The organism is Streptomyces sp. NPDC050743 (genome assembly GCF_044456925.1).
In the GTDB taxonomy this organism is placed as follows: domain Bacteria; phylum Actinomycetota; class Actinomycetes; order Streptomycetales; family Streptomycetaceae; genus Streptomyces.
Window position 1 is genome coordinate 1 of record NZ_JBITGJ010000070.1, and the last position, 20,753, is coordinate 20,753.

Consider the following 20,753-nt stretch of genomic DNA (forward strand, 5'->3'; position numbering starts at 1 on the left):
GACGCCGAGCCCACACCGAACGCCACCGCGTCCTCGCCCTCTACGGCATCACATGATCAACCAGACATCCGAGGCAAACGCCGGGGCCCTGGGGCCTGCGCACGGGGGCGCATGGGGGTGATCAGGTCGTGGGCGGTGTGAATGCGGTCGATGACTCGCACGCCGTCGAGTGACCCGATGATGTGTGCGTCCGCCATTTTGCGTCCTTTCATCGCCTTGGTCGGCTACGACAATGAACGCTAATGGCGCATTTCGGGAATTGGAATTATCGTATCGCTAATGCTGGTGTGACCGCAGCGGTCACACCGCCGCCAGGATGTGGCAGTGTGAATCCGAGCGCGAAAATCCACCCCCCGTACGGGCCGCCGGCCCCGCTATCAGACGTGGATCGGATCGGCGAAAACCTCGCGGGCTGCTTCGACGAGTTCGTCCAGGTCGCCGCCCGAGGCACGCTCGCGGCGCCAGATTAGGGCCGTCTCCAACTGGGCCTCGAAATCAGTGAATGGCAGAACCTTCGTGTTCTCAAGCGCGTAGCCGTGTATGGGGCTTTCCGGGTCGAGTATGGCAAAGTAGAAAGCTATCCCGCTGGAAACTGTTTCAGCGATGCCGCCATAGCCGGTACCGGTCAGCTTGATTCGTTTCCTGATCCCACGCTCGAACATTTCTCGGTCGAGCTGGTCGAAATAGGCGGATCTGATCTCATTGGCTGCGACGACGAAGCAGAGGTCAGCCAGGTCCTGCAGTTCCACTGAGTCCCGCCCGACGAACTTATCGGCCGGCACCACCGCTCCCAGCCGCTCCGACATGACGGGGAGCACGTCCAGCGAGGGGTCGCTGATCGGCAGTCGGGCCAGCGCGAACGCAAGCTTGTTCTCGCATACGGCGGCGACCAGAGCCTTGGAGGTGCCGGGCCAGCGCAGCAGAACGCACCGGTCCTGAACGCGTTCGGCGAGCGTGTTGAAAAGCTCCCTCAGCCTCGGATGCAGCCCGGTCGGAATGCCCACGAGCATGGAAGGGCGCCCCGGTCGGGTCGCCTCGCGCAGTCGCCACGGAATGGCATTGATCTGTTCCAGCGCGTCTCGCGCGAGCGGCAGCAGCGCCTCGCCCGCCGGCGTGAGCGTGACGCTGTGTGTATCACGCTCGAACAGCCGGTGGTCGAGCTCCTTCTCGAGGTCCCTGATTCGCTGGCACAACGGCGAAGTGGCCATATGTAGGCGCCGGGCCGCCGCAGAAAAGTTCAGCTCCTCGGCAACCGCGATGAAATACCGCAAATGGAGCATCTCCACGCCATCACGGTAACTCGATCCATCGGCGGCGGCTGCCTCTTGACCCGAGGCTCGGTCTCATGGGCTGGGTGTCATGTGCAGTTCGGCCCAAATGAGTATGCCGTCCGAGGTGTAGCGGGTGCCCCACCTGCGGCTCAATTGGTCGACGAGGACGAGGGCCACGGCCGTTGCCGTCGGTGAGACGAGGGTGGCGTAGGCGCGGGAAGCAGTTGCCGGCGTCGTGTACTTCGCACGTCAGAACGTGGTCGCGGATCAAACGGAGCAGGACTGGCCCCCCGGCGTAACGGATGGCGTTGGTGACCAGTTCGCTGACGATCAGCTCGGTCGCCGCAGCCTGGCTTTCCAGCCCCCACAGAGCCAGATTGCCGTGACAAGGGACCGGGCGTCGCTGACAGCGCTGAGTTCGACCGGGACCGCCCAGGAGGCTATCCGGCTCGGGCCGAAGCCATGGGTCTGGGCGAGCGGCAGGGTGACATCGTCAGACGACGGCGTGGCCGAGAGCGTGTCCAGCACGGAAGTGCAGAGCTCGTCCAGCGGCAGGTCAGGGCGGTGCCAGGACGGTGCACAGGCGGTCCATGCCGGCGCCGATACCACGGCTGAAGAAGCGGATCACATGAATGGGTGGCTGACCACGTACAACTCCCATATCGCTGCATACATTGGTCGAAGACGGTTGGTCTGGGGTGGACTCCGCGGGGTACGTCGTGCGACGGCTGCTGACCGAACGCTGACGAGGTACCCCCACGCCGGAGCTGGATAGCGCGTTTGCAGGGCAGGGCTCTTCCCGTCGGCCGCCTACCACCGCAATCTGCAGTACGTCGAGGGCACCGGCCGCATCGCCGTCCTCAACAACCAGGGCACCCCACGATCGCCTACGCCGAGGTAGACCTCGGCCACTGGGCCGGTGCCTACTACCAACTGGTGAACCGGGGGACCGGTCGGGTGATCGGCACCGGGAACCACACGAACACCGCGAACATCGGCAACGCAGACATCCCCGACGTCGTCATGGAGGTCGCCGGAGCGGTGGCGAACAAGGACACCCAGTACTGGCACGTGGTCACCGAGCCCGCCGACGGTGTCACCCTGCTCAACAAGTCGGGCGGCCGAGCGGCAGCCATCTGGACCGGGAACGTCACGGCCGGCAAAGATCGGCCAGTGGGTCGACAACAGCAACACCGGCAGCTGGAACCTCATCAAGACCAACGACGGCTCCTACAAGCTCCAGGCGGTGAAGAACACCGACCTGTACCCGACCGGCGGATCCCAGGGGACGCCCTTGACCCTGCAGAAGGCGAACGGGGACGGCTCCCAGGAGTGGCGGCTCGTCCGACAGCGGGCCGGCTGGGCTGTGACGTGCCCCTGGAGAGCCGGCAGCCTCTCACTCCGGGCCGAAGCCGCTCGACGTCCGCCCGGCGGTACCGGTCGCGCCACGCAGGCGTGCCGTTCTCGTCCAGGCCGAGCGAGTCGATCCGGCCCCGGTGCCACGGCCCGGTCGGGTACTCGGACGCGAGGAAACGGATGTCGAGCATGGCCTCCATGCCGGCCTCGATCCGGCGCTGCAGATCGACTTCCAGCGCCATCGTCGAACCGCGCAGCTCGACGTCCCCGCCGTCGGCGTCGAGCCGGCGAGGACGCTCGAAACGTGGGGTGTTCAGGTAGAGGTCGTCGGCATCACCTCCGCTCCAGTGGCTTCTACCTCGACTGGGCATCGGCGGTTGATGGCGTAGCCGCCGCGACTGCACTTCGGCGCTCATGCTTTCCGGCGAAGCCATCCCGATCTTGCCGTTACAGCAGCGACCTTCGCACCGCGTCGACCAGAGATGCCGCACGGACATCGTGTGTACCCCCGATGATGTTGTTCATCGCGTACCCGAAGGCAACACCGTGCTCCGGATCGGCGAAGGCGAGCGACCCGCCTCGGCCGGTGTGACCGAAAGAGCTTGGCCCGATCATCGGGTTGGCCTCGGTGGGCAGCATGTATCCGGCGCTGAAGCGGCTCGGGATGAGCATGACCTGATCCTTGCCGCTGGCCTGCTCCTCGGTCGCCGACGCCAGGGTGGCGGGGGCGAGCAGGCGCACGCCGTCCACCTCGTCGATCAGTGCTGCGTACATGCGCGCAAGCGCGCGTGCTGTACCAATCCCGTTAGACGCCGGGAACTCTGCCGCCTGCACCTCCGGTGAGTCGAAGTCGATCTCGGCTGGGTCGGTGACCGCGTAGGCCCGGTTGCTGAATGAGTTCGGGTCCCGCCAGGCGGCGACCTGTTCGCGAAGTTCTTCGGGGACCGACTCGGTGGGCAGGGCGGTGAGGTCGACGTCCGGCCGCCGGTACACCATGTGGCTGACTCGGTCGCGTTCGGCGGCGGGCAAGCCGATGAAGAAGTCCAAGCCCAGTGGGGCCGCGATCTCGTCGGCGAAGAAGCGGCCCGGTGAGCGGCCGGATGCTCTCCGGATCACTTCGCCGACCAGCCAGCCCCAGGTCCGCCCGTGATATCCGTGCGCTGTGCCCGGAGTCCAGAGGGGGCGTTGAGCGGCCAGTGCTGCCGCCATCGGGTGCCAGGCCAGCGCATCCTTCAACGGCACCGGTTGATCCAGCGCGACCAGGCCGGCCTGGTGTGACAGGAGCCAGCGCACCGGGATGTCCGCCTTGCCGTTCGCGGCGAACTCCGGCCAGTACTTCGCGACGGGCGCGTCCAGGTCGAGCGCACCGCGCTCGACCAGCATGTGCGCCGCGGTCGCGGTCGCTCCCTTGGTCGCCGAGTAGACCAGTTGCAGCGTGTCCCGCGTCCAGGGACGACCGGTTTCGGCGTCGGCCACGCCACCCCACAGGTCCACCACCGGTCGGCGGTTCCGGTACACGCACACCGCCGCGCCGAGGTCCCCGTGCCGGGTGAAGTTCTCCGTGAACGCCGCCCGCACCGGCTCGAACCCGGGTGCCACCTCACCGTAGATCGTCATGTCGGCCATCCTGGCAGTCTTGCAGCCATCTCCACCGATACGGGCTCGTCCCCGGTGGTCAGGCGGTCGACATCAAACGGCGACGGACAGTTCATGCAGGCGCTCGCGGAACTCACGGACGGAGGGAACGGACTTGTGCGGCTCCAGCCGCGTGGAGAACTCCTTGAGGCGATTCAGGGCCCGAATGGAGCTGACGCTGTCCTCCAGGAGTTCGGCACCATAGTTCGCGGCATCCAACGCACCCTCCAGGTCACCGCCAGCGAGCCGCGCCTCAGCAAGACGGCTTGACCGTACTGCCTTGTCCCGGGGGGCGGCTCTCGTCACAGAGGTCACCAGGGAGCTGGTCGCACGTTCCACCTGCCCCGAGCGCAATAGGACCTTTCCCTCGGTCGACCGCAGTTGTGCCTCGCCGAACCAGTCGAGCCAGTCAGGGTTGTCGTCCGTCACCTGGCGCTCCCACAGGGAGGTGGCACGGTTGAGGGCCGTGCCTGCCTCGCGGTGGTCGCCGTCGCGTGAAAGCGCCTCTGCCTTGTGCAAGTAGAGGAACGACTGCGTGCAGGACGACAGGGAGCGTGGGGCGTTGTCGATGGCGGTCGAGATGAGGTCGACGCGCTCGGCAGTGCGTCCGGCCTCGGAGACGTGCACGCCCATCTCCGCGAGGATGAAAGCGCCGAAGGCGTCGTCGCCGGCGGTGCGGGCGCTGCGCAGGGCACCGACGTAATAGCGCTGGCCTGCGGATCGTAGGCCGGCGTCGTAGGCCATCCATCCGGTCAGGTGCGACACACGGGCCGCCAGCGCGTACAGCCGGAGCCTGACTTTGTCGGTGTAGCGGCCACAGTCGAGGAGGCCGGTGACCAGAGCCAGGTCGCCTCGTGCCTGTTCCAGGAGTCGAGCGCCGCCGAGCTGGCCGTCGAGCGTGCGGAGGGTGCTGATGCGCTGCTCGATCGTCGAGACCATGGTGTCCGTGACCCGGTCACCGTTGAGCGCCGCGGCCGTGGCGGAGGGCGCGTCCACCCAGTTCGCCGCGAGACCGGTCAGGGCGGCTCCTGTGATGGTGAGGAAGCCTCTGCGGTCCATCCGTCCACTCCCCACCAGATCGGACAATGCCTCGACGGTACCGGCCTCTGTCCATGGAGCGGTGAGTCCGGTCACCTCCCAGACGGGGAGCCAGCGGGGCCATCCCTCCGCACGTGCCTGCTCGTGCGGGACGCCCAGCAGGTCGGTGAGGACGCGCTGGGCGTCCGCGTCCGGCTCCTGGCCCTGTGCCCACTTCCATACAGTCGTCCGGTTGGTCGCGAGCGGGATACCGAGCTTCCTCCCGTGTTCCTGCATGAGCCGGGCGAATTCGGCCTTGCCCCATCCACGCGTCTGGAGGAGGAAGGTCAGCGGGTGGACTGCTAACGGCTCGGTAGGCACGTCATCACTCCTGTTCTTCCGCTCAAGGCGTAGTTGGAAGGCTACTTTCTCGTGTCCGGGTACGGGGAGGGCGTCCCCGAGAGAAACCCCCTGGAAACGTTCCGGTGGGCTGGGGTAGCGCCGTTGACTGAGTATCAGCCGCCAGCGAGCGAGTTCAGTTGAACGCTTGCGGAGCGGTTCCTCAGATCGGCGGCTCCATTCCTGTGCCCCCCCGTCGGGGATGGAGCCGCTCTCCAGCTCTTCGGAGGCGTCCGCCATGCCCACGCTCGTCCATCGGTTCGTCCTCGCGGGTATCGAATCCGAGGTGCCCCCGGCTCGGCGCGAGATCGTCGACAGGGTACGCGCATGGGGTGTGCCGCTGGACGAGGAGACTGCCGACGCCATCCGACTCGTCGCCTCCGAGCTCATCACCAACGCCGTGGTGCACGGGGCGGGGCCGATCATCGTCACCCTGTCCAACCGGCCCGGTCGCTTGGTGATCGATGTCCTGGATGGCGACCCGTCGGCTCCGCGGACCAGGTGTGCCAAGGCAGACGACGAGAACGGGCGCGGCTTGGCGTTGGTCCGACTGCTCTCGGCGCGCTGTGCCTGGGAGCCCGCCGGCGCCGGTAAGCGGGTATGGGCCGAGATGGCGCTGCCCATGGCGGTGGAGACGAGCACGGCTGCCGCTGGACCGCGTGGCTTATTCGCAATCTGGGCCAAGCACCGGGATGGGGGCGAGCCCAAGTCGCTGACGATGGCGGTCGCCTGATGGGGAGGCACGCAGTACGGGCGGCTCTGTCTCCGGACCGCGATGTGGTCTTCCGCCCCACCCGCCGCGACATCGACCCCGTCACCGGCCAGCCGACGGCCTATGCGCTGTGGGACCGGCATGAGTGGCAGGCGCATGGCGAGTGCTGGCTGTGGTGTGGCCGTGACGACGTCGAGGTGACGTGGATCGGGCCCGTCCGGTCGAGCGGCATACACGCGGCTCTCTTCGCGTGCCGCGCGTGCCTGTACGAACTGGATCAGCGCGTTCTGGAGGCCAACATGCGCCAGGACGCAGCCGTCCTGCCGATGAGCGGCCGGGCCGCCTGGCCGTAGGCGCGGAGCTGCAGCTCAGCATGCCGCCCAAAGACCGCTGCTTTACGGAAATCCATCTCTCCCGGCCGTGAGGCGGCCATGACCTCCCGCCGGAGCCCCGGCGGGAGACCTGAAGAGGAAGGAGCACGAGGTGGAAGAGCGCATAGCACCGCCTCCGGCCCGTAGCGGCCTGCTGATGGCGGTCGAAGAGCTGACCGCCGTCCACGACCGGTACGACAGCCTCCGGTCCGACAACGCCGGAAGCTCCGGCGACGCGCCGTGGCCGGGCGGCGACGGCAACCTGCACGACAGCGAGTAGGCACGTACCAAGCGGCTGGGGCCGGCGCAACTGGCCGTGCCGGCCCCGCCGTGTCCGCATCGAGTGACCACACCCTTGGAGGCACAGCGATGGAACATCGGCTGATCAACGCGATCGAGACAGCACTCGGGTGGAGCGGAGCCGAGGAACTGGGGAAGGGCTTCGCGCGGGGCGGTCTGGACGATCCCGCACTCCTCTCCCGCCTCCTGACCCCCAACCGGCTGCTCGACATCGCCATGCGCAGGAGCCTGAACCGCCCGCAGTTCCGATGCTTCCAGAACGGTGTGGAGGTGCACCCGGCCGTCTACTACACCGACAGCGTCAGCCCCCGAGGCCAGAGCATCCCCATGGTCAACATGCGCAGCCTCGGGAACCTCCTGGGAGAAGGTGCGACGCTCATCCTCGACCAGGCCAACGTCTTCGACCCGACGATGGAGGTCGCGTGCCGGGCGCTGCAGTGGTGGTCCCATGAGCGTGTGCAGGTCAATGTGTACCTGACGACGAACGACGCCGCCGGCTTCCCCCTGCACTGGGACGACCACGATGTCGTGATCGTGCAGCTCGCGGGCGAGAAGGAGTGGGAGGTGCGCGCGGCTTCCCGCAAGGTCCCCATGCACCGGGACTCCGACCCCAACAAAACCCCGAGCGACGAGATCATCTGGTCCGGGGTGATGAGGACCGGCGACGTCATGCACATCCCCCGAGGCCACTGGCACCAGGCGACCAGGACCGGCAGTGGCTCGGGGAAGAGCCTCCACGTCACGTTCGGCATCACCAAACGCACCGGCGCCAGCTGGCTCGCCTGGCTTGCCGACTGGTGCCGCGAGCGCGAGATCTTCAGGCACGATCTGGACCGCTGGCACGTTCTCGACAGCGCGGCTCTGACCGAGGCCGCCACGGCACTGCTCGGCGAGCGTTCCCCGGCCGACTACCTGGCCGCGTACGAGCAGGAGACGACCCTGCCTCGGCATGTGCCGTTCCTCGACATCCTCGGGCCGCTCGACGCCGTCGTGTGCACCACCCACTTCCCTCCCCGGATGCGAGAGAGCGGGCAGACCGTCGATGTCCTGGCCTCGGGGAAGAGGCTGACCCTCGGGGCCAAGGCCCTGCCGGCGCTGCGTCTGCTGTTGAGCGGCAGGCCGGTCGTGCTGGAACAGGCCGCGGCCGTCGTCGGGGCCGAAGTGGTAGAGGTCGCCGAGATCCTGGTGAAGGAGGAGCTGTGCGCGGTCCTGACCCCCGAGTTGTCCTCGGGCTACACCGATCTCGTCACGAACGTCGCCTCCTGACCGGGGCGCTGGACCTGGGCGTCACCGCGCTCGACACCAGTACCAACTACCTCGGCTTCCGCTCGCACCAGATCCTGGCTCGGACAGCTGGTGACCTGCTGCCGAAGTTCACGGTCTCCACGAAGGTCGGCTACTTCCCGGGGGCCGACGGGGCGGAGCACTCCCTGGATCCCACGCGGCTGAACTCGGTTGTGGAAGAGGCGGCTAAGGACCTCGGACGGGAGCCGGACCTGGTGTTCCTGCACAACCCAGAACACTCGCTGCGGAAAGCCGTCCAGCACAACAAGGATCTGCTTGCAGCGGCGTGCACCGCCCTGGATGACGCCAAAGCGAAGGGGCTGTGCGGCGCCTGGGGGGTCGCGTCGTGGGATCCGTCACCGATGCTGAGCGTGGTCGACCTGACCGTGCCGAGGCCATCGGTACTCATGGTGCGCGCCGGCTTGCTGGTCGGCGCCAGAACGCTGGACGCGGCGGAGACGCTCATCAAAGCGTGGAATCTGGGTTGTGGCGAGGTCTGGGGGATGAGCCCCTTTGGGGGCAGCACCAATGCCTCGGTGTGGGACAGGCTGGACCCGCCTTTTCCTCCAGGACAGCGGCCGGCTCTCCCGCGTCCAGGCAGCGTTCCGGGCCGCCTACCACCTCCCGCGGGTCGACTCCATCGCCGTGGGCACCGACGAGCCAACCCACCTGGGGGAACTCGTCGGAGCCCTGGCAGGCCAGGTGGAGGAGCGGACCGTCCAGGAGTACCGGAAGCTCCTCCGCGACCGCTCACGTAATCAATCCGCCTGAAGCTCCTCGATGACCTGCTCGGCCATGCGCCGCGCGGGCTCCAACCGAGGATCCTCAGGGTGCGCGTACGGTCCGAGGATCTTCGAGCAGACGAACAGCGTCATCAGCTTGCCGTCCCGGCTCTCGAAGTCCCGCCGACGCTCCTGCCGTACACGATCGGCCAGAGACGGGACGGCAAGCGAGCTCCCCCACAGCGAGGCCGAGTCCAGTCCCTGCGGGGCGTTCCCCCAGTCCTCCCAGTCGAAGAGACTGAACACTGGGGCCGTCAGGTTGGCCCAGTTCAGGTCGGCGTGGGCCGGCACCCAGCGCTGGACGGTTGTATCGAAATCGCCGGGAAAGACGGCTCGGATGGCCTCGGTGACCGACGCCTGGGTGATGGTCTCGGTGTCGGGGGTGGCGACCCGCTTGGTCGTGTGAGCCGCCAGCGCGTCCAGCGAGGCGTTCAACCCTTTCCACCACTCGTCGGGAAGTTCTGGTACTTCACTCAAGATGGCATTCCCGACCGGAGTTCTGGGCAGGAGGTCCGTCTCATCGGCCCGCCACATCACTGGCTCGTCTGTGTCCCGCCAGACCATGCATCCGTGCCATGCGGGCTGGACGACGCCCTTCAGACGAGCGGCGGACTCGGTACCGTTCCATCCCTGGTCGGTGATCTTGCTGAGCATGCGACGCTCCATGCGGACCCAGGTATCGCGGCTTGTTCGGGCTCCTACCGACCGGCGCTTGCGCACCACCGTTTCCTGGAGGAAACGCACCTGAAGAGACCGAGCAACGCGGTCGAGTACCTCGTCGACCGGCTGCATTCGTAGATCAACAGCCCGAGCCGTGGAGACCGAGAGTGTCATACGCGAGACCGTAGCAGCGCGATCGCGTCGAGAGGACGAGTTCCTGGGCCGCTTCGGACAGTGGAGCGGGACATGCCAACCGAACCGACTGCATGGTGGGATTCGCGGACACCGGCGGCTCGTTGTCAAGCTCGGACACAGTCGATCAGGGCTTGGCGTAACCCATCCCGCGCTCTCGACTCACCCGGGAATAGGGTGAGGTTCGTGGCCGCAGGGGAGCGCGTTGTTGTTGTCGGGGCTGGAGTGGCTGGGCTCACCACGGGCGTCGTTCTCGCCGAGGCCGGGGCTTCGGTGCGCGTGATGGCCGAGCAGATGCCCGGTGCGACATCGCTGGCGGCCGGGGCGATGTGGGGGCCGTATCTGGTCGAGCCGAAGGAAAAGGTCGACTTGTGGGGACAACGGTCGCTGGAGGTCTTTCGGGAGCTGGCGGAGGAGCCGGCGACGGGCGTCCGGCTCACCAGCGGCATCGAAGCGTCCCGCACGGCCGAGGCCGCGCCGGACTGGGCCACGACTTTGCCGGGTTTCCGGCCGTGCGAGCCCGCCGAACTCCCGGCGGGGTTCACGGCGGGCTACCGATTTACTGTGCCGCTGATCGACATGCCCACCTATCTGGATTACCTCCTGCGCCGGCTACGCGATGCCGGGGGAGCGGTCGAGCGGCGTCGGCTGGCCTCGCTCGCGGATGCCGGTCCGGCTTCGGTGATCGTCAACTGTTCTGGCCTCGGTGCACGCGACCTGGTGCCGGATCCTGAACTCCGGCCCATCCGCGGCCAGCACGTCGTCGTCACCAACCCGGGGCTGACCGAGTTCTTCTCCGAGGACACCGGCCTTTCGCCGGATCTGCTGTGCTTCTATCCTCACGGCGACACCGTCGTGTTGGGCGGCACAGCGATCGACGGTGAGGGCAACCTGGCCCCCGACGACAAGGCGGCGGCCGATATCCTCGTCCGCTGTGCCGAGGTCGAACCCCGTCTGGCCCAGGCTCGCGTGCTGGAGCACCGGGTCGGCGCTCGACCGACCCGTGCCACGGTCCGTGTGGAGAAGGTTCTGTGGGAGGACGGCACCGTGGTCGTGCACAACTACGGGCACGGTGGCGCCGGCGTCACGCTGTCGTGGGGATGCGCCGCGGAAACTCGGGACCTGCTTTCAGCCCAATGACCTGAGACTCCTGAGGGTGTGGTTGCGGGCCGTGCGCAGGCCGCACCGCCCGATGGAACCTGGGGCTCTGCCTTCTGTCCCAGCAATGGGGTGGTACAGGCACCGTCGGCAGCGCCGACTGGGCAGGGCCGCTGGTCGGTTGTGCAGCCGGGTGCGCATCGCCCGCCCAGGGATGCGCAATCACCACGTGCCCGTCGAGACGTCGGGTGTGTAGAGGTGTGGTGGGCCGTTTGGTTGGGGCGACCATGAGCCCGACCGCGGCAGGTAGGAGCGCGGCTGCGCAGGCTCCGATTCGTCTGCGTGCGCAGACTGCGCAGCCCCCGCCAGTGCTGCGCATCTGCTGCGCGCTCGGTGTGCAGTTCCCTGCGCAGGGCTGCGGTCGGGGTTGTGGTGGGGGCCTGTGGTCGGAGACTCTGCGCAGCCGTCGCGCGGAGGCGGTGGGCGCTGCGCAGCGGCTGCGCAGGCCGGTCTATACGTTTTGGGCGTGGCTCCAGACCACTGTGCGGTCGGGATCCCGTATGGGGCGCCACATTGGCTCGGACGGGCCGTTGTTGCGCAGGTCGGCAAGGGATGCAGCCACCACGGGGACAGCGTGCAGGAAGCCGGCCACTGCGGGGTCGACGGCGGCCGCGTGCAGGGCTCGGATGCGGGTGGTGATGCCGGCGGGGCCGGTGCCGTCAAGGACGAACAAGAGGCGGGGGAAGAGCGGGTAGCGCCTTCGCCATTCCTCCTGCACCGGTTCCTGCCCGATGGTCGGCCGGTGGCGACCCGGGGCGGCGGGCACGTAGTGGTAGAGGCGGGCGTAGGCGGTGAGCTTTGCGGCCAGGCGTTCCGGGCCCATGGTGGCCCGGTCGACCTCGACGAACGCCCGCAGCATCGATCCCTCGCCGTCCACGGGTCCGCGCCGGTAGTACATCAGCGCGTCGGGGATGACGGCCTCACCACCCCCGATGGGGTGGTAGACCTCGGGCAGCCAGTCCAGCGGCCGGCACAACTCACCGCGGCGGCGCGCGTCTTCGAGGAAGAGGAGCGCGGTCTCGGTCACCGTCAGAGTGTGTCCGACCCGCAGGCGCGCGGCAGTGGGATCGGACACCGTCTTCGGTGGCCGCCGCCCGCGCAACTCCGGCCACTCCGAGGCGATCTGCACGCCGTAGGAGGTGGGAAACCATGCGCGTAGCCGTCCGGACTGGGGCAGGGTGATGCGGTCGATGAGTCCCTCATGACGCATTTTGGCCAGCCGCCGCCGGGTCTGCTCGATGCGCACCTCGGGGGCGATCACCCGGTGCATCTGTTCGGTGGTGGCCATCCGGTACTGCGTCAGCACGGCCAGCGCCAGCCGGTCGCCACCGCCCGCGTCCACGTCGGTCATCGTCGGCCCGCCTCTCTCGTACGGGCGGCGCCGTCCCGCTTGGCGCCGCGTATACCGGCTACAGCAGCAAGCGACCCCGACCGAACCACAGACCACGAAGGCCCGACCACGGTCACGGGGCGACAACACCGCCCCCGACCGTGCCGGCATCCCCGCCGGTATCTCCTCCGACAACTGACCGTGCCCTGCCGCACGCTGGACGGCGTAGGCGCGGGTCACCATGCCTTGTCGGCGGTGGTCGGGAGCCCGACATCCCCCTATGCGCCTCTCGCAGCCGACCCCGAAACAGGATGAGAAGGGTTGGGGCGGGCTGGGGCCGGAGATCGGCGAGGCGGGGGATCGGGCGGCCTGGAGCACTCATTGCGCGTCGGCCGGGGCCTCCGCGCTCGCCGGGCAGGCCGGCACGGAGGGGGGATTGGTGGGCGGGGCGCAGCGGGACGACGTCACACGCCACCGGCACGATGCCACGCCGCGCTCTCCTCACCCTGCTCGCTCATGCAGAGCGCTGAAGTCAGGCGCGAGCGACGTGCAGGCGAGTTGCTCGGGTCTTGGGGCGCCGACTGCCGCAGAGCGACGTCGGCGTTGAGCACTACGGCGTAGTACTCGAAGATACTTGCCTGGTGTGTACGCCGTTTGCTCGAGACCGCGTTGACGACGGCGGAGACGGCCGGGTTGACCGACGAGCAATACCGGGCGCTCCATACCGCGCTGACCCGGCCCCTGTCCGCGCTGACTGGTGGCCCGGGTTGCGGCAAGACTCATACCCTGCGCACCTTGGTCGAGGTGGCCGACGACGCCGGTGTGCGGTCATCGCTCTGGCCGTGCCGAACGGGAAGGCCGCTAAACGCCTGGAGGAGACCTGTGTGCAGGCGGCGATGACAGCGCACCGTCTGACCAAGCCGCCTGAGAACGACTCTCTCGTCGACCACATCGGCGTTCTGGAGACTGCTGACCTGGTGGTCATCGACGAGACGTCCATGCTTGACCTCTCCCTGGCCCGCAAGCTCTTCGCGGCTGTCCGTGCGCACTTGCCGACCACATCACGGTTCACCTGACGCCCTACGGCCTGGCCACCACCGACTGGCGGACGACAAGCCGCACAGGCAGAGCGACTGCCGAGGAGATCGAACACCTATAACGCGATAGCGGAGATCAGTCAGCGAGTCCCTATTACCCACGTCAGCACGAGCGCGGCCGGACCCCTACTCCCGGGCGCCGCTCAGCCCATGCCGAACCCCACCGTTCGCGCCGTCGTACCGCCCACATACTGCCGACGCCTGTGTGGCTCCCCGGCCCGGACGAGCCCAACGCCGCTCCCATCCCGGGCGCGGTACTGCCCGCCTGGGCCCTCGACAAGATCCGCACCGACTTCGTCGGACGCCCCGCCGACCGACCCGCCCCACTCCTCAAGATCGCGATCCGGGACACGGCACCGGGCATGGACGCCCGCATCCCCACCTCCCCCTTCACCAACCCGGCCGACGACCGGGACGGAGCGAAGAAGCCCTCCCTTCTGCTCGCCGAACTCCACCCCGACACCCTCCCTGCTCCCACCGAACACCTGACGTCCGACCAAGCCGGATGCCCGGTGCACAGGAGGACGGCTGGCCCGCCTTCTTCCACTGTGCCCACCGACTCCTCCCCGACTACGGACTTCTGCTGCTGGCCACTCGCCAGCGCCGGGAAAACGCATACCTCATCGACCCACTGGGGAGACTGATCGCTTCCGCCCGCACCGCCGGCTTCCGCTACCTCCAGCACATCGTCGTCGCCTACGCCCACCCGGTCGGCGACCACCTCGTACCCGTCCTTCCCGCGGACATCTCCCGGGGCGTCGCGCAATGCGACCTGATCGCCCTGTCCGCGATCCGCCACGCCTAGACGCGGGAAAGAGGAGACACCGCCGCGCCCATCCCCCTCTCGGTGTGGAACGCCGCTCCCACCTCCGCTCCCGCGCAGCGCAAGGGCCGCTACGCGCCCGGCTCGGCCGCCCACCCCGCCAAGATGCTGCCCAGGATCGCCGCCCAGGCCATCTCCACCTACACCCGCCCCGGCGACCTCGTCCTCGACCCGATGTGCGGCATCGAAACCACCCTCGTCGAAGCCATCCACCTCGTCCGCAGCGCCCTCGGTGTGGAATACGAACCGAAATGGGCCGACCTCGCACGCCTCAACGCCACCTCCGCCACCCGACAAGACGGCACCAGCACCGGCGCCGTGCACTGCGGCGACGCCCGAAAACTCACCCAGCTCATCCCCGCCGCCCTGCACGGCGAGGTAGACCTCGTGGTCACGTCACCGCCGTATGAAAACTCCGTGCACGGGCAGGTCCGTTCCACCCGTGAGACCGGCGAACGCGGCGTGGTCAAGAAGGACTACCGCTACAGCCACGACCCTTCCAACCCTGCCCACGTCTCCACCGACCCGCTCCTGGACGCCTTCACCGAGATCCTCGTCCAGTGTCGTTTGATGCTGAGGCCTGGCGGCATGGTCGTGGTCACCACCCGCCCGTGGCGCGAACGCGGGGAACTCATCGACTTGCCTTCGGCAGTCCTCGCCGCGGGCAAGCAGCCGGCCTCACTCCCACCGAACGCTGCGTCGCCCTCCTGGCGGGCATCCGCGACAGCCGTCTGATCACCCGGCCGTCGTTCTTCCAGATGAAGAACGTACGCAACGCCCGCCGCCAGGTCATCCCGCTCGCGGTGATCCAGCACGAAGACGTCCTCATCTTCACCAAGGGGCTCACCCGGAGCAGGCCGCACGACGACGCGCTGACGTGGAGCAGGCCACGGTACGGAAGCAGAGCGACCCGGACACACGTCACCGAGGGCGTGTGCCCATCCCGTACCCCCAGCACAGAAGTCGATAGCGGCCGCCACCGATGCGTCTGCGGACCGGCCCCGATATGCGGAACGCGTCGAGCCGCGCGGATGCGACGGGAGAGGTCGTCGCGGGGGCTGTCGGTGTCGGGGCTCACGCTGAAGTAGTCCGACGGCGACAGACGGTGCTGGGCGACCTGCTGGTGGAGGTCGCCCACGACGCCGCGGAAGACGTCGTCCTGGTCGACCCGCACCGTGCGCGCCGCCACGTTGTAGCTGACGAAGTCGCCGAGGAGGTGGTGGCAGCGGTGACGCAGGCGAAGGAGAGGGCGAACACGGTGCCCAGGCTGCGACGGGGGTGCAGGATCGCGAGCCGCTGTCGTGTGCTGTCCATGGGCGAGGCTTCCTCCGAGGCGGTCGGTGCAGCCAGTGTGCCTGGCAAACCGCCGCCGACGGCAGGGCCCAGGGGCCGTCGGCCACTGCTCATACTGGCCTCTCACCAGCAGGTTCACCAGGACCGCCCAGGACCGCCGCAGGGTGACGCCGCTACACCGCTACCTCGTGCGTGACCCGGATCTTCGACTGGCCGTGCGGGCGCCGTTCCCAGTCGTCCATGAAGCGGGCGCTCAGGCCATGCCGTCCGGCCAGCGAGAGGAGGGTTTCGGTGCGGTAGTAGAAGTCTTCGCGGAGCACCTGGTGCTCGGTGCCCTCCGTGCGGTCGTAGGTGAAGTCGAAGAAGCCGCCGGGGGCCAGTATCCGCCCGACGTTGGCGAGGCACTCGTCGATCACCTCGAGCGGCGAGTGCGAGAAGACGCTGTGGGCGTGCACCACGGTGAACCAGCCCTGGGGCAGGAAGTCGAGCGTCAGGTTTTCGACGAGGGCCAAGTGGGGGAGGCGGCCCTGCAGGCTCCGGCGGACGAGGGTGCGCTGTGCCTGGAGGAGGATGTCCGACGATATGTCGATCCCGTAGTAGTGGCCGGGTGCGAGGTAGTCGATGAACCGCCAGCCCGCGCGAAGGTTCCCGCAGCCAATTTCCAGCATGCGGTCCTGCGGCTTCAGCCCGTGGTCGAGCAGGTAGTCGAACTGCATCTGCCCGAGTGCCAGCCAGCCGGCCTCCGAACCGCTGCCGACTGCACGCTCGGGGCTGCGCGCGGTGTCGGAGGCCATGACGGCGCGGTAGTACGCGACGTGGTCGCGGTGCCGCAGGCCCAGCCAGGTGTCCCGCGCGGCCCGGCGCAGATAGGGAGGGATCCGCCCAGGGTGCCGTACGGCGTAGCGCAGCTTGTGTCCCAGAGACGACCGGTTCCTCGACAGCTTGGGCTTCGGCATGACTGACTCCGTGATCCACGACAGCCCCCGCCCGGCAGCGTAGCCCGCAGCACGCTGTACGGCCTCCCCACAGCGCGGTGTGACCGGGCGGGGCGGGGGTGTCCGCCCGAGCGGTCCCCGCCCGGTCCGTCGTACGCCGGTGCTGTGCCGTCAGTCCTCGTCGTGGTCGCCGGAGTCGTTGCCGTGGTCGTTGTCGTCGTCGGTCTTGGCGGCCGTGACCTTGCCGTTGGCCGCGTCGACGGTGACCTCGTGGTCCTTGCCCTTGGTGTCCGTCACGTCCACGTGCCAGGCGGTGGTCTTGTCGTGGTCGTTCTCCAGGCCGGCGGAGGTCGCGGTGCCCTTGACCTTGGCGAGGGCGGCGTCCACGGCCTTGACCAGGTCGGTCCTGGCCTACTTGGCGAGGGCGGCGTCACCGCTGCGGTCGTCGGAGTCGTTGTCCCGGTCGGCCTTGGTCGCGGTGACCTTGCCGTCGGTGCCGTTGACGGTGACCTCGTGCTCGGTGCCCTTGGAATCGGTGACGTCGACCTTCCAGACCGGCTTGCCGTTCTGGGCGACGGGACCGACGAGGCGGCCGACTTCGTCGGCAGGCCCGGCGCGGCGATCGGCAGGCGCGCCACCTTCGGCACCTCGGGTACCTGTGGGACCTGCGGCGCCGGCAGCTCCGGGAGCGGCGACGCCGACACGTCCGGCAGGGACGTTCCCAAGGTGGGTGAGAGCGCCCGGCCCCAGGCCCCGGGCGCCGGGTGCGAGGGACTGGGCGTCCCAGGGGCACGCCCGCGGCCCGTGGCCTGGCTGCGCAGGGCCTGCGCGTCGCTGGACGCAGCCGGTCGCGGCGCCGGATTGTTCCAGTATCCGCCCGCGCCGAGCGCGTACGGCAGCACGAATCCCGCCACCGCCAGGGTCGCCGCCGTCGAGGTGACCGCGACCGCATGGGCATTGCCGCCCCCGCGCAGCCGCCCGCGTCTGATCAGGAGCAGCACCAGCCCAAGCGTCCCGGCCAGCGAGGCGCGCAGGGTCCGCCGGGCCCGGGCGAGCAGCGACTCGACGGTCCGGTAGCTGAGTCCCATCCGCACCGCGACCTGGCTCACGTCCAGGTCCTCGGACTTCAGCCGCAGCGCCTCCGCCTGCCGCGCGGGCAGCTCCCCGCTGCGCACGGCGAGCCACTTCGCCTCGGCCCGGTCGCACACCACCTCCTCGACCGGTACCGGGCCCGGCGCGAGGAGGGTAGGGCGGCTGCCCACCTCGGCCTCGCGGTGGACCTGCCGGTCCCGGTCGACGCACAGCCGCATGGTCACCGTCGTCAGCCAGGCGCCGAGCCGCTCGTCGTCGAGGTCCGGGCGTTCCGCGGCCCGCAGCATCGCCTCGTGCACGGCGTCCTCGGCGTCCGCATGCCTGCTGGTGGGGAAGCCCTGTCAGCCTCGGCCTGCAGCGCCGTCGTCCGGAATCGCCCAGGCGGGCGAGGCCGTCTGCCGTTGCCGCCGTGGCAGGCCGGGACGCGAGCCGGACACGGGTACGGCGGCGCCCGGTCGCGGCGGACTGGGCGCGGGCCCGGGGGTGCGCTGCTGCCCTGCGTTTTGCCGTGTGCCGGGGGTCGCTGTGCCGCGTTGTGGCGTGAAGTGGGCCACTTCGCTTGTGGGCATGCCGAGCAGACGCGCGGCGTCACCTTGACTGACGTGCAGCTTGTCCACGAGCTCGTGAACAGCGGCGGCGATCGCCTGGTCCTCGGCGGCGACCGCGGCCGCCCGGCGGTGCCGTGCTTCGGCCACCGGAGTAAGCACAGGCTCGAGTTCGGGCACCACCATGTTCAGGACGATCAGGTCAGGAGGGGCCCCGACGGCTTCGGCGACCAGGCCGCGCGCCAGCTCCTCCGCACCCTCAAGAGTGCGGCATTGAGTGTGTAGGTCGAGGCGGGGAATGTCGACGGCCCACCACCGGCCGATGCGGCGCAGCAGGACTTGAAATTGGTCGCAGGAACTCATGCGCTCTGCCTCCTCTCCTTCCGGCGGCCGGGGCCGTGACTCACGGGCTGACCGGCCCGCGAACTTCCGGAACTCGCGCTACCCCGAACGGCCGGATACAGGCATGGTCAGCTGAGGCACAGTGGTTACAGCCCGCAGGAGCCGCGGTCCAGGTGGAAGTAGCGGGCGTTGGCCCAGCGGCACAGCCGCATACCGACGGTGACCCCGACGATGGTGACCAGGGCGGGCAGGTATCCGCCGGCGACCTGGACGATCGGGATGGCCGGGCACCCTCCGGAGATCGCCCAGCCCGTACCGAACAGCACTGCACCGGGGATCACGCCGGCGTGGATGCGCCCCGGGGTGCGGCGGACCCGCAGCAGAGCGAATGCGCACACGATGATCACGACGGCGCCGGCGAACGAGAGGAGCATGCGCAGGTCTTGGAAGGTGAACATGCGGTTCAACTCGGCGTAGTCGCCGAATCCGATGTTGGAGACGGTATAGCCGAGGGTGAGGCCGGTGATGATGTTGGCCACCAGTATCGCGCCCCGAGTACGCATCAGATCACCTTCCACAGCAGGAACGACACCGCGACGGCGGTGCCGAAGAACACGGCGGTAGCGACGAGGCTGACCGGGCGCAGACGGCCGCAGCCGTTGAGTCCGTGGCCGGAGCTGCACCCACCGGCCAGCCGGGTGCCGAAGCCGACCAGCACGCCTCCGGCGAACAGCAGGACGATCATGGTGATCGGATTCGCGGTGACCACGTTCCTGAATCCCGGTCCCATGTCGAGGCGGAGGTGGAACCGCCCGGAGGTGACCGCAGCAATCAATCCGCCGAAGAAAATCGACACCAACAGGGCGGCCTGGGTGACCAGCGGGGCCGGGCCCGGGCTCGTGGCGGACGTGTCCTCACGCACCGTCGGTTCGAGGCCCGTCTCGAGCAGTTGTGACGTCTCGTGCGTGAGCGGCGGCACGGTGGGCGTGGCGGGGCTGGTGCCGAAGTGCTCCGCCGTAGCTGCGGCGAGAGCGTCAGCCAGAGCGCGCTCGTCGGTGAACTCCTCGTCCATCCGCTCCAGGAGGCGCTCCCTGCGCCAGTGCAACACGCGATCCCACGCGGACGACACCCCGAAAGACCGGTCCGTGGCGAGGGCGTAGTTGATGGTGATCAGAGCGAGCCCGGCAGCGCCGGCCCACCAGGGCCAGTAGCCACTCATGCGGGGCCTCCCATCCATTCGGTGAATCGAGCCCACCAGCCGCGCTTCGAGCCGGGCGCCTGCCGCGCGTGACGAGAGGGGCGGTGATGAGGTTGGGGCGTCTGTAGGGGGGATGACGGTTGGTGATGTGAGACCTGTATCGGCGGAGATACCGCCCCGAACTGAGCCACGGTCTCTGGTGCCGCGGTCGCGGGTACATGCGGCTGAGGTGGCTGGGCCGTCGCTGGCTGCGGCCAAGAGGCGCTCTGCGCTGACCACGGATCGTGCCGTGGAGGCGGGGCCTGCTGGGGTGTCTGCTCCGGGTCGGCGGCGGATCGGTCCGCGCCGGTGGCCACGTCTTCGAGGTGCCGTGCGCGGGCCCCGTTGGGCAGCAGACTGATCGGCACACGCTCACCGGTGAGCGACATCTGGTAGCGCGCGCAGCCGAGCCACCGATCCTCCGTGTCACAGTAGTAGCTGCGCCAACCTTGCAAGCTCCCTCTGAGCAAAGGGAAAAGGGGGCATCCTACGGCGTGCGAGCAACCCACGTTGCTCCCTTCCGAGCGGCCCACACCACCCATTCGGTGAGGGCGGTTGCCGTTCTCGAAATCTTGCCCTCGCCGCGCCCGGTCGACGATCTCAAAGCGACGCGATGACGGCCTGTCACACTACGGAACCGTTCCTCCATTCTCCGACCGGGCGTGATGGAACCATTGGTTCGGCGTCCCAAGCAAACCCAAAAGGAGGATTCCAAGCGTGACGACTTGACATCACCAAGTGAGGTGCGTCGCACGGCACTTACGCACTTTTGTCGCGCATGTCGGGATTTTCGCCACCATGGCAGGAGGTCACTTGGGGCGTTGTTGGATCTCAGGATCAGCCCTCGCGCCGACCGCGAGTCAGTTGCTTGTGAAGCCGGTGCAAATATGAGCGCCATTGTGGCGGAATTGTGAATTTGATT

General features: G+C 68.5%; 18 protein-coding genes and 4 pseudogenes. 11 read left to right on the forward strand and 11 right to left on the reverse strand.

All coding sequences use genetic code 11. From position 1 onward, the window contains the following. Window positions 1-377: 377 nt before the first annotated feature. Window positions 378-1,280, reverse strand: coding sequence for a LysR family transcriptional regulator (locus tag ACIBJF_RS39045; RefSeq protein ID WP_399181267.1), 903 nt, complete (start codon window positions 1,278-1,280; stop codon window positions 378-380). Between the two features lie 796 nt (window positions 1,281-2,076). Here ACIBJF_RS39045 and ACIBJF_RS39050 point away from each other — a divergent pair. Beyond that, a pseudogene (locus ACIBJF_RS39050) lies at window positions 2,077-2,619 on the forward strand (RICIN domain-containing protein); the annotation flags it as partial. Window positions 2,620-3,074: 455 nt separating this feature from the next. Here ACIBJF_RS39050 and ACIBJF_RS39055 read toward each other — a convergent pair. Both ACIBJF_RS39055 and ACIBJF_RS39060 read right to left on the reverse strand, forming a co-directional pair. Then, window positions 3,075-4,253, reverse strand: coding sequence for a serine hydrolase domain-containing protein (locus ACIBJF_RS39055; RefSeq protein ID WP_399181199.1), 1,179 nt, complete (start codon window positions 4,251-4,253; stop codon window positions 3,075-3,077). A 63-nt stretch (window positions 4,254-4,316) separates the two neighbouring features. Further along, a complete protein-coding gene (locus ACIBJF_RS39060; RefSeq protein WP_399181201.1) occupies window positions 4,317-5,660 on the reverse strand; it encodes a tetratricopeptide repeat protein in 1,344 nt (447 codons plus the stop codon). A 256-nt stretch (window positions 5,661-5,916) separates the two neighbouring features. Between ACIBJF_RS39060 and ACIBJF_RS39065 the strand changes: the two genes are divergently transcribed. From ACIBJF_RS39065 to ACIBJF_RS39085, 5 genes and pseudogenes are all read left to right on the forward strand, one after another. Beyond that, the gene (locus tag ACIBJF_RS39065) at window positions 5,917-6,411 is read left to right on the forward strand and encodes an ATP-binding protein (RefSeq protein WP_399181203.1); all 495 of its coding nucleotides are present in this window, start codon (window positions 5,917-5,919) and stop codon (window positions 6,409-6,411) included. Then, entirely contained in the window at window positions 6,411-6,743 is a 333-nt protein-coding gene (locus ACIBJF_RS39070) for a hypothetical protein (RefSeq protein ID WP_399181205.1), read from the forward strand. The genes ACIBJF_RS39065 and ACIBJF_RS39070 overlap by 1 nt, the downstream gene beginning before the upstream one ends. A gap of 130 nt (window positions 6,744-6,873) precedes the next feature. Next, on the forward strand, window positions 6,874-7,041 hold the full coding sequence (locus tag ACIBJF_RS39075; RefSeq protein ID WP_399181207.1) for a hypothetical protein: 168 nt from the start codon (window positions 6,874-6,876) through the stop codon (window positions 7,039-7,041). 89 nt (window positions 7,042-7,130) lie between these two features. After that, window positions 7,131-8,327 carry a JmjC domain-containing protein gene (locus tag ACIBJF_RS39080; RefSeq protein ID WP_399181209.1) on the forward strand — a complete coding sequence of 399 codons (1,197 nt, stop codon included), beginning with the start codon at window positions 7,131-7,133 and terminating at the stop codon, window positions 8,325-8,327. Beyond that, a pseudogene (locus ACIBJF_RS39085) lies at window positions 8,261-9,116 on the forward strand (aldo/keto reductase). Before ACIBJF_RS39080 ends, ACIBJF_RS39085 begins: the two are co-directional and overlap by 67 nt. Here ACIBJF_RS39085 and ACIBJF_RS39090 read toward each other — a convergent pair. Continuing rightward, a complete protein-coding gene (locus ACIBJF_RS39090) occupies window positions 9,104-9,961 on the reverse strand; it encodes a hypothetical protein (RefSeq protein WP_399181211.1) in 858 nt (285 codons plus the stop codon). The pseudogene ACIBJF_RS39085 and the gene ACIBJF_RS39090 sit on opposite strands and share 13 nt — an antisense overlap. A gap of 204 nt (window positions 9,962-10,165) precedes the next feature. On the opposite strand from ACIBJF_RS39090, the gene ACIBJF_RS39095 reads away from it, so the two are divergent. Further along, a complete protein-coding gene (locus tag ACIBJF_RS39095) occupies window positions 10,166-11,119 on the forward strand; it encodes an FAD-dependent oxidoreductase (protein ID WP_399181213.1) in 954 nt (317 codons plus the stop codon). 469 nt (window positions 11,120-11,588) lie between these two features. Here ACIBJF_RS39095 and ACIBJF_RS39100 read toward each other — a convergent pair whose 3' ends face one another. Continuing rightward, window positions 11,589-12,488, reverse strand: coding sequence for a replication-relaxation family protein (locus tag ACIBJF_RS39100; RefSeq protein ID WP_399181215.1), 900 nt, complete (start codon window positions 12,486-12,488; stop codon window positions 11,589-11,591). Between the two features lie 672 nt (window positions 12,489-13,160). On the opposite strand from ACIBJF_RS39100, the pseudogene ACIBJF_RS39105 reads away from it, so the two are divergent. The 3 genes and pseudogenes from ACIBJF_RS39105 (at window position 13,161) to ACIBJF_RS39115 (ending at window position 15,122) form a co-directional block, all read left to right on the forward strand. Further along, window positions 13,161-13,543: pseudogene (locus ACIBJF_RS39105) on the forward strand (AAA family ATPase). Between the two features lie 526 nt (window positions 13,544-14,069). After that, window positions 14,070-14,369, forward strand: coding sequence for a hypothetical protein (locus ACIBJF_RS39110; protein WP_399181217.1), 300 nt, complete (start codon window positions 14,070-14,072; stop codon window positions 14,367-14,369). A 42-nt stretch (window positions 14,370-14,411) separates the two neighbouring features. After that, on the forward strand, window positions 14,412-15,122 hold the full coding sequence (locus ACIBJF_RS39115) for a TRM11 family SAM-dependent methyltransferase (protein WP_399181219.1): 711 nt from the start codon (window positions 14,412-14,414) through the stop codon (window positions 15,120-15,122). 731 nt (window positions 15,123-15,853) lie between these two features. Here the strand turns inward: ACIBJF_RS39115 and ACIBJF_RS39120 are convergent. Together ACIBJF_RS39120 and ACIBJF_RS39125 are read right to left on the reverse strand one after the other, a co-directional pair. Further along, entirely contained in the window at window positions 15,854-16,636 is a 783-nt protein-coding gene (locus ACIBJF_RS39120) for a class I SAM-dependent methyltransferase (protein WP_399181221.1), read from the reverse strand. 150 nt (window positions 16,637-16,786) lie between these two features. After that, window positions 16,787-17,002 (reverse strand): PepSY domain-containing protein, encoded by a 216-nt coding sequence (locus tag ACIBJF_RS39125; RefSeq protein WP_399181223.1) that lies wholly within the window; start codon window positions 17,000-17,002, stop codon window positions 16,787-16,789. 126 nt (window positions 17,003-17,128) lie between these two features. Between ACIBJF_RS39125 and ACIBJF_RS39130 the strand changes: the two genes are divergently transcribed. Then, the gene (locus tag ACIBJF_RS39130) at window positions 17,129-17,692 is read left to right on the forward strand and encodes a hypothetical protein (protein ID WP_399181268.1); all 564 of its coding nucleotides are present in this window, start codon (window positions 17,129-17,131) and stop codon (window positions 17,690-17,692) included. Between the two features lie 8 nt (window positions 17,693-17,700). Here the strand turns inward: ACIBJF_RS39130 and ACIBJF_RS39135 are convergent. The 4 genes and pseudogenes from ACIBJF_RS39135 to ACIBJF_RS39150 form a co-directional block, all read right to left on the reverse strand. After that, a pseudogene (locus tag ACIBJF_RS39135) lies at window positions 17,701-17,994 on the reverse strand (RNA polymerase subunit sigma); the annotation flags it as partial. Window positions 17,995-18,048: 54 nt separating this feature from the next. Continuing rightward, on the reverse strand, window positions 18,049-18,615 hold the full coding sequence (locus tag ACIBJF_RS39140; RefSeq protein WP_399181225.1) for a hypothetical protein: 567 nt from the start codon (window positions 18,613-18,615) through the stop codon (window positions 18,049-18,051). Window positions 18,616-18,740: 125 nt separating this feature from the next. After that, complete coding sequence (locus ACIBJF_RS39145) at window positions 18,741-19,157, reverse strand: YeeE/YedE thiosulfate transporter family protein (RefSeq protein WP_399181227.1); 417 nt, start codon at window positions 19,155-19,157, stop codon at window positions 18,741-18,743. Next, on the reverse strand, window positions 19,157-19,813 hold the full coding sequence (locus ACIBJF_RS39150; protein ID WP_399181229.1) for a YeeE/YedE thiosulfate transporter family protein: 657 nt from the start codon (window positions 19,811-19,813) through the stop codon (window positions 19,157-19,159). The genes ACIBJF_RS39145 and ACIBJF_RS39150 overlap by 1 nt, the downstream gene beginning before the upstream one ends. Between the last annotated feature and the right edge of the window lie 940 nt (window positions 19,814-20,753).

Excerpts from the sequence above, each read along its gene's own strand:
- ACIBJF_RS39120 (WP_399181221.1), bottom strand. The coding sequence starts at position 16,636 with ATGCCGAAGCCCAAGCTGTCGAGGAACCGGTCGTCTCTGGGACACAAG.
- ACIBJF_RS39065 (WP_399181203.1), top strand. The coding sequence starts at position 5,917 with ATGCCCACGCTCGTCCATCGGTTCGTCCTCGCGGGTATCGAATCCGAG.
- ACIBJF_RS39070 (WP_399181205.1), top strand. The coding sequence starts at position 6,411 with ATGGGGAGGCACGCAGTACGGGCGGCTCTGTCTCCGGACCGCGATGTG.
- ACIBJF_RS39080 (WP_399181209.1), top strand. The coding sequence starts at position 7,131 with ATGGAACATCGGCTGATCAACGCGATCGAGACAGCACTCGGGTGGAGC.
- ACIBJF_RS39045 (WP_399181267.1), bottom strand. The coding sequence starts at position 1,280 with ATGCTCCATTTGCGGTATTTCATCGCGGTTGCCGAGGAGCTGAACTTT.
- ACIBJF_RS39140 (WP_399181225.1), bottom strand. The coding sequence starts at position 18,615 with ATGAGTTCCTGCGACCAATTTCAAGTCCTGCTGCGCCGCATCGGCCGG.
- ACIBJF_RS39110 (WP_399181217.1), top strand. The coding sequence starts at position 14,070 with ATGCCCGGTGCACAGGAGGACGGCTGGCCCGCCTTCTTCCACTGTGCC.
- ACIBJF_RS39090 (WP_399181211.1), bottom strand. The coding sequence starts at position 9,961 with ATGACACTCTCGGTCTCCACGGCTCGGGCTGTTGATCTACGAATGCAG.
- ACIBJF_RS39150 (WP_399181229.1), bottom strand. The coding sequence starts at position 19,813 with ATGAGTGGCTACTGGCCCTGGTGGGCCGGCGCTGCCGGGCTCGCTCTG.
- ACIBJF_RS39100 (WP_399181215.1), bottom strand. The coding sequence starts at position 12,488 with ATGACCGACGTGGACGCGGGCGGTGGCGACCGGCTGGCGCTGGCCGTG.
- ACIBJF_RS39145 (WP_399181227.1), bottom strand. The coding sequence starts at position 19,157 with ATGCGTACTCGGGGCGCGATACTGGTGGCCAACATCATCACCGGCCTC.
- ACIBJF_RS39055 (WP_399181199.1), bottom strand. The coding sequence starts at position 4,253 with ATGGCCGACATGACGATCTACGGTGAGGTGGCACCCGGGTTCGAGCCG.